Raw genomic sequence first — 12,589 nt, forward strand, 5'->3', positions numbered from 1 at the left:
CCCTCCTTATAAGTACGCTTCTAAGAACTCTACTTCTTAGAAGCGTACTTATAAGGATGCTCAACGGTCAGGCGGTCAGGGTTTCGGCACGAAGTGGGTGAGGACCTCGGGGTTGGCCATCGCGTCGCGGTTGGCGGCCTTCTCGACCGGGGTGCCGAGCAGGATCTTCCGTACCGGGACCTCGAGTTTCTTGCCCGAGAGGGTCTTCGGGATGCCGGGGACCCGGTGGAACTCGTCGGGCACGTGGCGTGGGGACAGCTCGGTCCGCAGTGCCGTACGCAGCCGGGCGACCAGTTCGTCGGACAGCTCCGCTCCGGGGGCGAGGGTGACGTAGAGCAGCAGGTGGCCGTCCTCGCCGAGCTGGCCGGTGTCGATCACGAGGCTGTCCTCGATCTCATCGAACCGCTCGACGACCCGGTAGAACTCGCTCGTCCCCATGCGGACGCCGCCGCGGTTGAGCGTGGAGTCGGACCGGCCGTAGATCACGCATCCGCCGTCCGGCAGGATCTTGATCCAGTCGCCGTGCCGCCAGACGCCCGGATAGTCGGCGAAGTACGACTCGCGGTAGCGGTCACCGGACGGGTCGTTCCAGAACATGACCGGCATGGACGGCATGGGCGCGGTCACCACCAGCTCGCCCACCTCTCCGATCACGGGGTGTCCCGCCGGGTCGAAGGACTCCACGCGGGCGCCCAGGCAGCGGCACGGGATCACGCCCGCCTTGATCGGCAGCAGCGGCGCCGCGCCCACGAAGCCGGTGCACACGTCCGTGCCGCCGGAGAACGACCCGAGCTGCACCTCGGGCTTCACGTCGGAGTAGATCCAGGCGAAGCCCTCGGGCGGCAGCGGGGACCCCGTCGAGCCGATCCCCCGCAGCCGGTCCAGCCCGGACGGCCGCAGGCCCGCCTTCATCGAGGCCACGATGTACGGCGCGCCGGTGCCGAAGTAGGTGACCCCCTCCTGCGCGGCCAGCTCCCACAACGCGCCGATCCCCGGGTGGGCGGCGCTCCCGTCGTAGAGCACCACGGTGGAGCCCACCAGCAGGCCGCCGATGAGGAAGTTCCACATCATCCAGCCGGTGGTGGTGTACCAGAAGAACACGTCGCCCTCGCCCAGGTCCTGGTGGAAGCTGAGCGCCTTCAGGTGTTCGAGCACGATGCCGCCGTGGCCGTGCACGATCGGCTTGGGCAGCCCGGTCGTGCCCGAGGAGTAGAGCACCCACAGCGGGTGGCCGAAGGGAACCTGTTCGAACTCCGGCTCAGCCGCCTCGCCGCGCAGGTCCTCCCAGCCCAGCTCACCGCCGATGGCGACGTCCGTGCCGCCCGGCCCGGGAACCGAGGGGATCCACACCGTCGCGGTCAGGCCGGGCAGCTTGGCGGCGATGTCGCGTACGACGTCCGCCCGGTCGAACGCCTTCCCGTTGTAGCGGTAGCCGTCGACGGCGATGAGGACCTTGGGCTCGATCTGGGTGAACCTGTCGATGACGCTGGGCGCCCCGAAGTCGGGCGAGCAGGACGACCAGATGGCCCCCAGCGAGGCCGTCGCCAGGAACGCGATCAGCGCTTCGGGGATGTTCGGCACGTATCCGGCGACCCGGTCGCCCCGCTCCACGCCGAGCCGGATCAGACCCGCCCGGACCCGGCCCACCTCGGCGCGCAGCTCACCCAGCGTGTACGTCCGCCGGTTTCCGGATTCATCACGAGATATCACGGCAAGGCGGTCGGGGTCGCCGCGCAACGCGTTCTCCGCGTAGTTGAGGGTCGTGCCCTCGAACCAGGTGACGTCGGGCATCGTCCCGCTGATGACGGGACCGTCCCCGCGCCGGCCCACCACGGCGAAGTAGTCCCAGATCGACGTCCAGAACTCGGCCGGAGACTCGACCGACCAGCGCCATATGTCCTGGTAGTCAGCCTCCCTGCCGAGCCACTCGGCGTAGCGGGTGATCCTTGCGTTGCGCACGACCTCCGCGGTGGGTTCCCACAGCAGAGCACCTTCCTCGACCATGCCCCCATCCTGACGAGGCCGGCCCGCCGTGTCACCATCTCCGCCCACATACGGCAGACCCGTCATATGGTGTCCGGCCCCACGAACGGCGCGCGCAGGTGATCGACCGCGACGCGCGCGGCCGTGCCGATGGCCGCGTCCGCCCTCGGCTGGTTCTGCGCGGTGCCGATCGACCGGGTGAAGACGGCGATGGCGTAGCGGCCGCCGTCGGGATACTCGATGACGCCCACCTCGTTCCGGATCGTCGGCAGCGTGCCCGTCTTGCCGCTGACCGCCACGTCGTCGTACGGGAATCCGGACGCGAGCCGGTGCGGCCACACCTGGAGGCCCATCAGGCGGCGTACGGCGGCGCACGAGCCGGGTCCGGCGGCCTCGTCCCGCCAGATCAGGCCGAGCAGCCGGGTCATGTCCCGACACGTGCTGCGGCTGGTCCGGGCCGGGTCGAGCACGCGCAGCCGGGCGAGCACGCCGGGGTCCGTGGTCATCTGGGAGAGCTCGGCCATGTCCGCGACGCCCGCGTCCTCCCGCATGGCGGTGAACAACCCGGCGCACGAGTGCTCAACCCACGTGCGGGACAGGCCGAGGTCCGCGAGCGCGGCGTTGACCTCGGCGAGGCCGACCCGCGCGAGCAGCGTGTCCGCCGACGCGTTGTCGCTCACGCTGATCGTGAGGTAGGCGAGGTCCCTGAGCGAGGCCGTGACCTCGTCCAGCATGGCCGAGACGCCGGTGCCGCCCCCGGGGCGCCCCTCAGGGGACACCGTGACCCGCTCCGCCGGGTCGATCAGCCCGCGCTCCGCCTGCCGGTAGAACGCGACCAGCAGCGGCACCTTGAACACCGAGGCCAGCACGACGGGCTCGTCCGCGCCCAGGCCGACCTCGCGGCCGGTGTCGATGTCCACCGCGTGCAACCACCCGGTGACCCCCGCCGTACGGAAGATCTGTTCGAGCTGCTTCATGAGAGGAATCCCGTGGCGGGACGGGGGGCCACCCACGTGCGCGGCGGCGCGCCTTCGTCGGACATCCCCGCATCCTCCCGCAGAACACGGGTCGTCAGGTCGGCGAACCCGGCCACGTGCCCGGACGGCTCTCCCCGCCAGGCCGTGGAGATGCGCCAGGCCAGCGGGGCGCCGGCCAACGGACGCCAGACGACGCCGGGCACGTCCGTCCGGTGGCCGAGCGCGACCGCGGTGCCGGCGAGGACGAGGCCGATCATGAACTGGCCGTGGACGGCGTGTCGGACCTCGGCGGGGACGAAGCCGTGGCGCCGGCAGCCGGCGAGGGTCTCGTCGTGCAGGCCGGGCTCCAACGCGCGTGGCGGCAGCACGAGCTCGCGCCCCGCCAGGTCGGCCAGGTGCACCGTCGCCAGGGTCGTGAGCTCGTCCTCCTCGCGCAACAGGACCCCCGGATGCTGGACCAGGATGGGACCGAATCCGAGCCCCGCGGCCGCCACGGGATGCCGCAGCACGCCGAGGTCCAGCTCGCCGCCCAGCAGCGCGTCCACCTGGTCGGACGTGCCCATCTCGGTGGGCGTCAGCCGTACGTCCGGGTGGCCGGCGCGGAACCGGGCGATCAGCGCGGCGAGCACCGACGCGCCCAGGTCGGGCGGCACGGCGGCGCGCAGGCTTGCGGTGTCACCGCGCACCGCCCTCGCCATCAGCTCCCTGATCCGCTCGGTCCTCGCCACGATCTCGCGCGCCTCGGGCAGCAGCAGGCGCCCGGCGTCGGTGAGCCGGACCTGGCGGCTGCTCCGGTCGAACAGCCGCACGCCGAGCTCGTCCTCCAGCCGCTTCACCCGCTGGCTGAGCGGGGGCTGCGCCATGCCCAGCCGGGCCGCCGCGTTGCCGAAATGCAGTTCTTCGGCGATCACCACGAAGTACCTCAGGTGCCGTACGAGGTCCATGAGCAGCGATGATATCCAAACATTTATCGCATTGAGTTTGATATCCGTATTGGACATGAACACCTGGCATCTGCTCCCCTTGCCTGCACGACACGCAAGGGGGAAAAGTGCAGGAAACCTCATATAGCGGAATCAACGGAACTAAACGGCGTCGCCGCTGGCCGCTCGCGACGGCCGCCGTGCTGGTGCCGGTCCTCGCGGCCGGGGGCGCGGTCTGGGTGCTGCGCACCAAAGGATCGCCGGAGGAGACCGCATCGGATTTCCTCGCCGCGTGGTCCAGGTCCGACTACGCCGCGATGTGGGCGCTCACCGCCGACCCGCCCGCCGACTTCCAGCGCGTCTACGACCGGTTCCGCGACGACCTGAAACTGACGTCAGCCCGGTTCACCGTGCAGGGGAAGGCCACCGGGAGCGGCGACCACGGGGGTGGCACGGTGCGGTTCCGCGCGGCGATCGACGCCGCGGTGGACTTCTCCTACGACGGCGAGCTGCGCCTCGTGGAGCGCGACCGCGCCTGGCGGGTGGCGTGGACGCCGGCAGCCGTCCATCCCCGGCTCGCCGGCGGCGCCAGGTTCAGAGTCAGCACCGCGAAACCCGAGCCGGCCCCCATCACCGCGGCCGACGGCACCAGGATCGACGACGGCAGTGCGCCCGGCTCGGTCCAGCAGCTCGTCGACGCCCTCAAGGAGCAGTACGGCTCCCGCCTCGCGGGCACCCCGGCCACCCGTGTCGAGCTGGTCGGCGCGGACGGGAAGGCCGACACGATCGCCGCCGCGGAAAAGTCGGCGGGCGAGGCGCTGACCACCACGATCGACCTTGACGTTCACCGCGCGGGAGCCCAGGCGCTGGAGGACGTGTCCAAGCCCGCGTCGCTCGTCGCCCTGCGGCCCTCGACCGGGGAGATCCTCGCCGTGGTGAACAAGCCCGGCGGCTTCAACCGCGCGCTGCTCGGCACGTATCCGCCCGGATCGACCTTCAAGGTCGTGACCGCCTCGGCGCTCGTGGCCGACGGCATGAGCGCCACGCAGACCGTGAAATGCCCGGCGGAGCAGACGATCGGCGGCTTCACCTTCCATAATTCGCACTACAAGGACTTCGGCGCGCTCCCGCTGCGGGACGCGTTCGCCCACTCGTGCAACACGACGTTCGGCGACCTGGCGGTGAACCGGCTCGGCGGGAAGCGGATGAGCGAGGTCGCCGCGGACTTCGGCTTCGGACAGCCGATCCAGCCGGGCGTGCCCGCCGTCCGGGCCCAGTTCCCCGAGCCGAAGGGCGAGACAGACCTCGCCTCGGCCGCCATCGGGCAGGGCAGGGTGCTGGCCAGCCCGCTCAACATGGCGGCCGTCGCCGCCGCCGTCGCGGACGGCACCTGGCGCCCGCCGCGGCTCGTCCCCGCCGGCCTCGTCCCTCCTGGCGGCTCCGCACCCCGGAAGCTGGAGCCCGGCGTGGTGGCGGCGCTGCGCCAGCTCATGCCCGCCGTGGTCACCGAGGGCACCGCGCGGGGCATCGCCTTCCCGTCCGGTACGGCGGGCAAGACCGGAACCGCCGAGTACGGCTCGGGCAAGGAGCCGCCGACGCACTCGTGGTTCATCGGCTACCGGGGCGACCTGGCGTTCGCCGTCATCGTCGAAGGCGCGGGCATGGGGTCCGCCGTGGCGGCGCCCGCCGCGGCCCGCTTCCTGAACGGCCTCAGCGCCCGGTGAGACGGGCGACGGCCGCCACCACCTCGGACGCGTTGGTCAGGTCGGGCAGGACGATGTCCGCCCCCGCCTCCCGGAGCTCTGCGGCCGTCGACCGGCCCGACGCGACCGCGATCATCGCCGCGCCGCCGATGCGCGCCGCCTGGACGTCGCGCGCCGAGTCGCCGATCAGCACGGTGTTCGCCGACGTGAACACCCCGCCGTACCGCGCCTTGGCCCGTCCCTGCGTCACCTGGAGCAGCGTGGCCTTGGGATAGACCTCCTCGCCGTACCCCCCGATCTCGAAGTCGATCCTCTTGTCCAGCCCGAACGCCTTGAGCTTGTGGACCGCGTTGCTCCTGATCGTTCCGGTGAGGACGGACTGGATCACGCCGTCGAGGCGGGACACCGCCTTGAGCGCGTCCTTGGCCCCGGGCATGGCCCGGCCCTCGGAGGCAAGCCGCTTGCGCTTGTCGGCGAAGGAGACCGCCAGCGCGTCGAGGAACTTCGGCAGGTGGTAGTCCTCCACCACGATGCCGTTGACGGCCAGCGTCTCGAAGACGATCTCGGAGTCGGGGCGGCCCATCGCCGGAGCCAGCTTCACCAGCGGCCGCCCGGTGACCATGCGGAACGCGTCGGCGTACGCGTCCCTGGTGACGATGGTGACGTCGACCAGGGTGAGGTCGACGTTCCAGAGAATGAGGCGGTTGATCGTGGCCTCCGGAGGGGGATCGGGCCGGTTCAGATCAGGTCGAGGGCGTTGACCAGCGAGTCGACGACGGGGACGCCGATGCTCTGCAGCTCCGCGCGACTCGTCATGCCGCCGGTGTAAAGGATCGCCCGCGCGCCGACATGCTGCGCGGCGTGCGCGTCGTCGACGCTGTCGCCGATCACCACGACTTTCTCCGGGTCCAGGCCGAGCGCCAGGATGTGCGCGGTCATGTGCTCGGCCTTGGGACCGCCCCCGGCGCTGCGCAGGCCGTCGACGCGGGCGAAGTGCTGGGCGATGCCGAGCTCGTTCACCTTGGGCACCAGCCGCTCGTGGCCCCACATGGACAGCAGCGACTGCGTCCGCCCCGCCGCCTCCCAGGACTGGAGGCTGGACAGCGCGCCCTCGGCCAGCTCGCAGGCCAGCATCAGGCGGTGGTAGTGATCGTGGAACCCCTCGTCGAGCCGCTCCCACTCGCCGTCGTGGAGCGAGCGGCCGAGCATCCGCTCGTACGCGACCCAGATGGGTCGGGTGTAGACCGCGCGGAAGCCGTCCGGGTCGAAGGGGCCGATGCCGTACGGCCGGAAGACTTCGTTCGTCGCACCGACCACGGCATCGATGTCGTGGAACAGGGTGCCGTTCCAGTCCCAAACAATGTGTGTCATATCAGGATGGATGATATCCACCGACCAGCAAGAACGGCGCTCAGGCCAGCAGGTCGGGTATCTCCTGTGTGGCATACCACATCAGCTCGTGGGCCTCGGCGCCGTCCACGGTGAAGCGGGCGTCGTCGTCCCCGAGATCGGCGGCGGACAGCGCGGCGACGGCCGCCTCGATGTCCGGCGCGGCGGCGGGGTCGTCCACGTGCACCGAGGCCAGCCGGGTCAGCGGGACCGGCTCCGTCAGCCGCACCCGCGCCCGCTCGTCGAGATCGGCGCTCACGCTGACGGCGGCGTCCGGCACCTCCGCGGCGACCACGACCCGCCGGGCGGGCCCGCCGGCCTTCTCGGCGCCGTCGGCACCCTCGGCGGCGCGATCCTCCGCGAGCATCCGCAGGGAGGCACGTGCCGCCTCGGTCATAGCGACGTACTCCAACTCCTCGGTGTCGCCGGAGACGTACCACTCGACCAGCGCGGGAGTCACCGCGAAACCGGTCAGCGGAGCGGGGCCGAGCTCGCCCGCCGCGACCACGCGGGCCAGCGCGGGAAGCGTGCACGGGAGATAGACGCGCATTCGAACCTCTCGTCGGTCACGTCAGGGGCGCAGCGGCAGGCCGAACAGGCCTTCGAGCTCGCCGATGGTGGCGGAGGCGTCACGGTGGTGGATGCCGACCAGCCCGAGGGCCCGTGCGGCCGTGATGTTCGCCTCGATGTCGTCGATGAACACGCACTCCTCGGGCGGCAGCCCGACCAGGCCGAGCGCATGGTGGAAGATCCGCGCCTCGGGCTTGCGCATGCCGACCTCTCCGGAGATGACGATCTCGTCGAAGAGCCCGTCCCAGGTGTGCCGGGGGTAGTCGTTGCCCCAGGAGTTCGACACCAGGCAGGTCCGGATCCCGGACACGCGTGCCAGGCGCAGCATCTCGTTCATCTCCTCGACGGGCTCGAACCCGAGGAACATCCGGGCGAGCAGCCCCTCGGCCACCGGCGGGACGCCGTCGAGGGTCACCAGCCTGGCCGCGAGGTCGCGCTCGAAGTCGGGTGTCGAGATCTCACCGCGTTCGAGGGCGTGAATGACGCTCTCGCCGTTCCCGACCTCGTAGGCGTGCAGGACCAGCTCGCGCATCACGTCCTGGTAGTGCGTGGCGTCGATCCGATCCCCGGCGATCCAGCCGGCGATCGAGTCGGCGAGGCTCGTGGTGAGCACCCCGCCCCAGTCGATCAGTACTCCCTTGAGCACGGCACCTCCCGTTGGAACCTGCCCCAAAAGGATAGGGCGTCAGGCAACGCCCGCCTCCCTGGCGATGCGCCGGGCGGCGTTCAGATGCGCCGGCGACCGGACCACGCTCGGGTCCGTCGCCACCTTGTCGAACATGCCCCTCTTGGCCTTCAACCGGAGGATCCGGGTGACAGACGCGTCCAGCCGGGCCGCCGAGATCCGGCCCGACTTCACCGCCGAAAGGACCGCGCCGTACGCCTTCGGCATGTCGGGCGGCATGAGCAGCACGTCCGCCCCGGCCAAGACGGCGCGAACGGCCACCTCAGCGTCGCCGTACTTCTCCCGCACCCCGGCCATGTTGAGCGCGTCGGTGCTGATGACACCGTCGAAGCCCAGCTCGTCACGGAGCAGCCCGGTCAGGATCGTCCGGGACAGCGTGGCCGGGTCGCCGGAGGGGTCGAGCTTCGGCATGACGACGTGCGCCGACATGATCGCGTCGACGCCGTGGGCGATGGCCTCGCGGAACGGCGGCGCGTCGAGCTTGCGCCACTGCGCCTTCGAATGCCCGATCACGGGGAGGCCGGTGTGGCTGTCCGTCGAGGTGTCGCCGTGCCCGGGGAAGTGCTTGGCCGTGGAGGCGATCCCGGCCGCGTGGAAGCCGTCGACCGCGGCGCCGACCATCGTCGCGACCTTCTCCGGGTCGGAGCCGAAGGCTCGCGGGCCGATCACCGGGTTGCGCGGGTTGATGTTGACGTCCGCGACCGGCGCGAAGTCCATGGTGATGCCGAGGGCACGCAGCTCCGTGCCGGTCAGCCGGGCGGCCGCCCGCGCGTTGGCCGGATCGCCCGTCGAGCCGATGGCCATCGCCCCCGGGAGCTTGGTGACGATCGCGGCGAGCGGCGAGACGGTGCCGTTCTCCTGGTCCACGCCGATCATCAGCGGGACCTTCCGCGACGCCTCGCGCAGCCCGGTCGTCAGCGCGGCGAGCTGCTTCGCGTTGGAGACGTTGCCCGCCCAGGGAAAGATGATCACGCCGCCGGGGCGGTATTTCGCGATCGCCTCGGCCGGGGTGCCCACGCCGAACCGCGCGGTGTTCTCCTGGTGCTCGGAGTCGGCGCGGGAGCCGTAAACCACCGGCATGAAGAGCTGGCCGACCTTCTCCTCCACGGTCATCCGGGCGAGTGTGGCGGCGACGTCGCCCCCACTGGCTCCCTTACCGGCCTCCCCTGATGACGGCGACGACGGTTCCGGCGACGGTTCCGGCGGTGACGACGCCGTGCCGCCCTCGCCCGCCGCGGCCGTGGTCGAGGGAGGGGGACGGGAGGGGGTGGCGCCGGCAAATCCCTCCGCCTCCACGGAGGAGCAGCCCGCCATAACGATCACCAGCAGCCCGAGGCCCAGTCGTCGCAGCATCCCTTCACGGTAGCCGCGACCAGCACCACCTGCCGCACGGTTATCCACAGGATCGATACGTACCACCGGTTACATCGGCCGGATGAAGAGGTCCGCCCGCCTCAGAGCGACAGCTCGGCGAGGGCGGGGAGTTCCACACGGGCGGCGGCCCGCGCGGCCTCCGCCGAGTCCGCCGCCCGCGCCGCGGCGGCCGCCTCGCGGCACTCGTCCAGGGTGTGCCGGGCCAGCGCCGCGCGCACCCGGGGGAGGGCGGGGGCGGCCATGGACAGCGATGTCACACCGAGACCGACGAAGACGCAGGCGAGGGCCGGGTCGGCCGCCGCCTCTCCGCAGACGCCGCATTCCCGGCCCGCCGCCGCGGCGGCCGACGCCGCCAGCGCGACGAGGTCGAGCACGGCCGGATGCCACGGGTCCTGCAGCCCGGCGAGCGCGCCGGCCTCGCGGTCCGCGGCCAGGGTGTACTGGGTGAGGTCGTTCGTCCCGATCGAGAAGAAACCGGTGACCGCGGCGAGATCGGCGGCGCGCAGGGCGGCCGCCGGGACCTCGATCATGACCCCGGCGGACGGCAGCCCCGCCGTGCGGCACGCGTCGGTGAACCAGGCGGCCTCCTCGGCGGTGGCGACCATGGGCGCCATCACCTGGACCAGCGCCGACGTACCGCCCGCGGCCCTGGCCAGGGCTTCGAGCTGGGCCGCCAGCACGTCCGGATAGTGGCGGAACATGCGCACCCCCCGCTCGCCGAGCGCGGGATTGGGCTCGGGAGCCGGAGGCGGGAGGAAGTCGAGCGGCTTGTCGGCCCCGGCGTCGAGGACGCGGACGACCACAGGGGCGCCGGGGAACGCCTCGAACACGGCGCGGTAGGCGTCCTGCTGCTCCTCCCACGTCGGTGGGTCCTCCCGGTCCAGGAAGAGGAACTCGGTGCGGTACAGGCCCACGCCCTCGGCACCGGCGGCCAGCGCGGGCGCGATGTCCGCCGGTCCGCCGACGTTGGCGCGCAGCGGTACGGCGTGGCCGTCCGCGGTCGCGCCGGGCCCGGTGACCGTGGCGAGGAGCGCGGAGCTCTCCGCCACCGCCCGCACCGCCCGGGCGACCTCGTCCTCGGTCGGCGAGAGCCGTACGACACCGGTCGAGCCGTCGACCAGCAGCCGCGTGCCGGGCGGGATCGCGGTCGCCCCCGCGCAGCCCACGACGGCGGGCACGCCCATCGACCGGGCCAGGATGGCGGTGTGGGTGGTCGGCCCGCCCTCCTCGGTCACGAACGCCACCACGAGGGCGGGGTCGAGCAGGGCGGTGTCGGCGGGGGCGAGGTCCCTGGCCACCAGCACGTAGGGCTCCAGGGGATCCGCCGGGAGTCCCGGCAGCGGCAGGCCCTCCAGCGTCGCGACGGCCCGGTCCCTGATGTCGTCGAGATCGGCCACCCGCCCGGCGAGGTAGCCCCCCGCCGCGGCGAGCAGGTCCCGATATTTCCCGAAAGCGTCGAAGACCGCCCGGGAAGCCGAGACACCCTGGTCGATCAGCTCGGCCACACCGGCGGCCAGCCCCGGATCGCGGGCCATCATGGCCTGGGCGGCCAGCACGTCCCGCGCCTCGCCGCCCGCCTGGTCGCCGCGCGCCGCGAGGTCGGCCGCGACACGTTCCAGGGCCTGCTCCGCCCGCCGCCTCTCGGCCGCCGCGTCCCCGCCGTGACGGGCCGCCCTGTGCGGCTCAGGAATGTCACGCACCAGCCGGTGCGCCGGGCCGTAGCCCGCGCCCGGGCTCACGCCCACACCGGCCAGCCGATCCGTGTGCATGCTCAGGGTGCCGACGCGATGGCGGCGAGCCGGTCCAGGAGTTCGTCCGCGCCATCGGCGTCGGCGCTGATGACGATGGTCTCGCCCTGGCGGACGTCCAGGGCCAGCACCGACAGGATGCTCTTCGCGCTCACCGGCGGGACGCCGAACTTGGCGACGGTGACGTCGAAGGGTGCCTGAACCGCGGTCTGCACGAACGTCGCGGCGGGACGGGCGTGCAACCCCACTTCGGACATGACGGTGACCTTGCGCTCGGCCACGGCTCCTCCTCTTCTCTCGGGTTCACCCGGGGGTCTTCTCTCGCGTTCTCTCGGGCGGATTCTGCACGGCACGGGCGGTCCCGCGCCACCCGGGCCCGCGTCGTCGGCAGTGTCGTCGGCACCGTCCTCCACACTGCCGTCGGCACCGTCCTCCACACTGCCGTCAGCACCGCCCTTCCGCACTGCCGTCGGCACTCAATTACCCGGAGGTCCGGCGTTCACGACCATTCGAACAATTCGTCGCCCGCGCCCACGCCGCCTCGGACCTCACCGTTGACCTCGCCGGCCGCCGCGTCCAGAGCCACCACGGAGCAGATCGGCGACCGGCCCCCCGCCTCGACCGCGGCCGGGTCCCAGAAGACCACCGGCTGGCCGGCGCGGACCCGGTCACCCTCGACCGCGAGCAGCCGGAAGCCCTCTCCCTTGAGCTGCACGGTGTCGATGCCGAGGTGCACGAGCACGCCCCTGCCGTCCTCCCCCACGACGATGTAGGCGTGCGCGTGCAGCTTGACGATCGTCCCGCTGATGGGGGCGACGGCCTGGCCGGGCTCGCGCTGGGGATCGATCGCCGATCCCGGCCCGACCATGGCCTGTGAGAAGACCGGGTCCGGCACCGCCGCCAGACCGATCGCCGTCCCCGCCACCGGGGCGAGAACAGTCGTCACGGCGCCCCCTCCTGTCCGGCTCGGCCATACGTCAGCCGATGATCTCCTCGATGTCGCTGGCGATCGTGTCGGCGTCGGGGCCCACCACGACCTGCACGACGTTGCCCGCCAGCATCACGCCGTGGACACCCGCCGCCCTGAGGGCCACCTGGTCGACCTTGGAGGCGTCGTACACCTCCGTGCGCAGCCGCGTGATGCACGGCTCGATCTCGATGACGTTGTCCACACCACCGAGCGCAGAGATGATCGCCCGGACATCTGCCGCCATGTCGCTCCTCCTCGATATGCGTG

At 71.9% G+C, this 12,589-nt stretch carries 13 protein-coding genes; 1 reads left to right on the forward strand and 12 read right to left on the reverse strand.

Going from position 1 to position 12,589, the window contains the following annotated elements:
• Positions 1-75 precede the first annotated feature (75 nt).
• The 3 genes from QSK17_RS00315 to QSK17_RS00325 all read right to left on the reverse strand — a co-directional run bounded on the left by QSK17_RS00315 (position 76) and on the right by QSK17_RS00325 (position 3,904).
• Positions 76-2,004, reverse strand: coding sequence for an acetoacetate--CoA ligase (locus QSK17_RS00315; RefSeq protein WP_285702288.1), 1,929 nt, complete (start codon positions 2,002-2,004; stop codon positions 76-78).
• A gap of 62 nt (positions 2,005-2,066) precedes the next feature.
• A complete protein-coding gene (locus QSK17_RS00320; protein ID WP_285702289.1) occupies positions 2,067-2,960 on the reverse strand; it encodes a serine hydrolase in 894 nt (297 codons plus the stop codon).
• Complete coding sequence (locus QSK17_RS00325; protein WP_285702290.1) at positions 2,957-3,904, reverse strand: LysR family transcriptional regulator; 948 nt, start codon at positions 3,902-3,904, stop codon at positions 2,957-2,959. The genes QSK17_RS00320 and QSK17_RS00325 overlap by 4 nt, the downstream gene beginning before the upstream one ends.
• 179 nt (positions 3,905-4,083) lie before the next feature.
• On the opposite strand from QSK17_RS00325, the gene QSK17_RS00330 reads away from it, so the two are divergent.
• Positions 4,084-5,607, forward strand: a complete 1,524-nt coding sequence (locus QSK17_RS00330; protein ID WP_285702291.1) for a penicillin-binding transpeptidase domain-containing protein — start codon at positions 4,084-4,086, stop codon at positions 5,605-5,607.
• Here the strand turns inward: QSK17_RS00330 and QSK17_RS00335 are convergent.
• The 9 genes from QSK17_RS00335 to QSK17_RS00375 form a co-directional block, all read right to left on the reverse strand.
• Entirely contained in the window at positions 5,594-6,283 is a 690-nt protein-coding gene (locus QSK17_RS00335; protein WP_502889119.1) for an HAD family hydrolase, read from the reverse strand. The genes QSK17_RS00330 and QSK17_RS00335 overlap by 14 nt on opposite strands.
• Before the next feature lie 41 nt (positions 6,284-6,324).
• The gene (locus tag QSK17_RS00340; RefSeq protein ID WP_285702292.1) at positions 6,325-6,957 is read right to left on the reverse strand and encodes an HAD family hydrolase; all 633 of its coding nucleotides are present in this window, start codon (positions 6,955-6,957) and stop codon (positions 6,325-6,327) included.
• 40 nt (positions 6,958-6,997) lie between these two features.
• A complete protein-coding gene (locus tag QSK17_RS00345) occupies positions 6,998-7,525 on the reverse strand; it encodes a DUF6912 family protein (protein WP_285702293.1) in 528 nt (175 codons plus the stop codon).
• Positions 7,526-7,546: 21 nt separating this feature from the next.
• Complete coding sequence (locus QSK17_RS00350) at positions 7,547-8,191, reverse strand: HAD family hydrolase (RefSeq protein ID WP_285702294.1); 645 nt, start codon at positions 8,189-8,191, stop codon at positions 7,547-7,549.
• Between the two features lie 39 nt (positions 8,192-8,230).
• A complete protein-coding gene (nagZ, locus tag QSK17_RS00355) occupies positions 8,231-9,583 on the reverse strand; it encodes a beta-N-acetylhexosaminidase (protein ID WP_285702295.1) in 1,353 nt (450 codons plus the stop codon).
• 101 nt (positions 9,584-9,684) lie between these two features.
• Positions 9,685-11,373, reverse strand: coding sequence for a phosphoenolpyruvate--protein phosphotransferase (gene ptsP / locus QSK17_RS00360; RefSeq protein WP_285702296.1), 1,689 nt, complete (start codon positions 11,371-11,373; stop codon positions 9,685-9,687).
• 2 nt (positions 11,374-11,375) lie between these two features.
• Complete coding sequence (locus QSK17_RS00365) at positions 11,376-11,633, reverse strand: HPr family phosphocarrier protein (RefSeq protein ID WP_285702297.1); 258 nt, start codon at positions 11,631-11,633, stop codon at positions 11,376-11,378.
• Positions 11,634-11,851: 218 nt separating this feature from the next.
• Positions 11,852-12,298: a PTS sugar transporter subunit IIA gene (locus tag QSK17_RS00370; RefSeq protein WP_285702298.1), complete on the reverse strand. Its 447-nt coding sequence runs from the start codon at positions 12,296-12,298 to the stop codon at positions 11,852-11,854.
• 31 nt (positions 12,299-12,329) lie between these two features.
• A complete protein-coding gene (locus QSK17_RS00375; RefSeq protein ID WP_285702299.1) occupies positions 12,330-12,566 on the reverse strand; it encodes a PTS sugar transporter subunit IIB in 237 nt (78 codons plus the stop codon).
• Between the last annotated feature and the right edge of the window lie 23 nt (positions 12,567-12,589).

Origin of the sequence: Microtetraspora sp. NBRC 16547 (genome assembly GCF_030268965.1) — a bacterium.
Lineage (GTDB): Bacteria > Actinomycetota > Actinomycetes > Streptosporangiales > Streptosporangiaceae > Microtetraspora.

Bases quoted from the DNA above. Each gene is read 5' to 3' on its own strand.
- QSK17_RS00315 (WP_285702288.1), bottom strand. From the start codon at position 2,004: ATGGTCGAGGAAGGTGCTCTGCTGTGGGAACCCACCGCGGAGGTCGTG.
- QSK17_RS00320 (WP_285702289.1), bottom strand. From the start codon at position 2,960: ATGAAGCAGCTCGAACAGATCTTCCGTACGGCGGGGGTCACCGGGTGG.
- QSK17_RS00325 (WP_285702290.1), bottom strand. From the start codon at position 3,904: ATGGACCTCGTACGGCACCTGAGGTACTTCGTGGTGATCGCCGAAGAA.
- QSK17_RS00340 (WP_285702292.1), bottom strand. From the start codon at position 6,957: ATGACACACATTGTTTGGGACTGGAACGGCACCCTGTTCCACGACATC.
- QSK17_RS00345 (WP_285702293.1), bottom strand. From the start codon at position 7,525: ATGCGCGTCTATCTCCCGTGCACGCTTCCCGCGCTGGCCCGCGTGGTC.
- nagZ (WP_285702295.1), bottom strand. From the start codon at position 9,583: ATGCTGCGACGACTGGGCCTCGGGCTGCTGGTGATCGTTATGGCGGGC.
- ptsP (WP_285702296.1), bottom strand. From the start codon at position 11,373: ATGCACACGGATCGGCTGGCCGGTGTGGGCGTGAGCCCGGGCGCGGGC.
- QSK17_RS00375 (WP_285702299.1), bottom strand. From the start codon at position 12,566: ATGGCGGCAGATGTCCGGGCGATCATCTCTGCGCTCGGTGGTGTGGAC.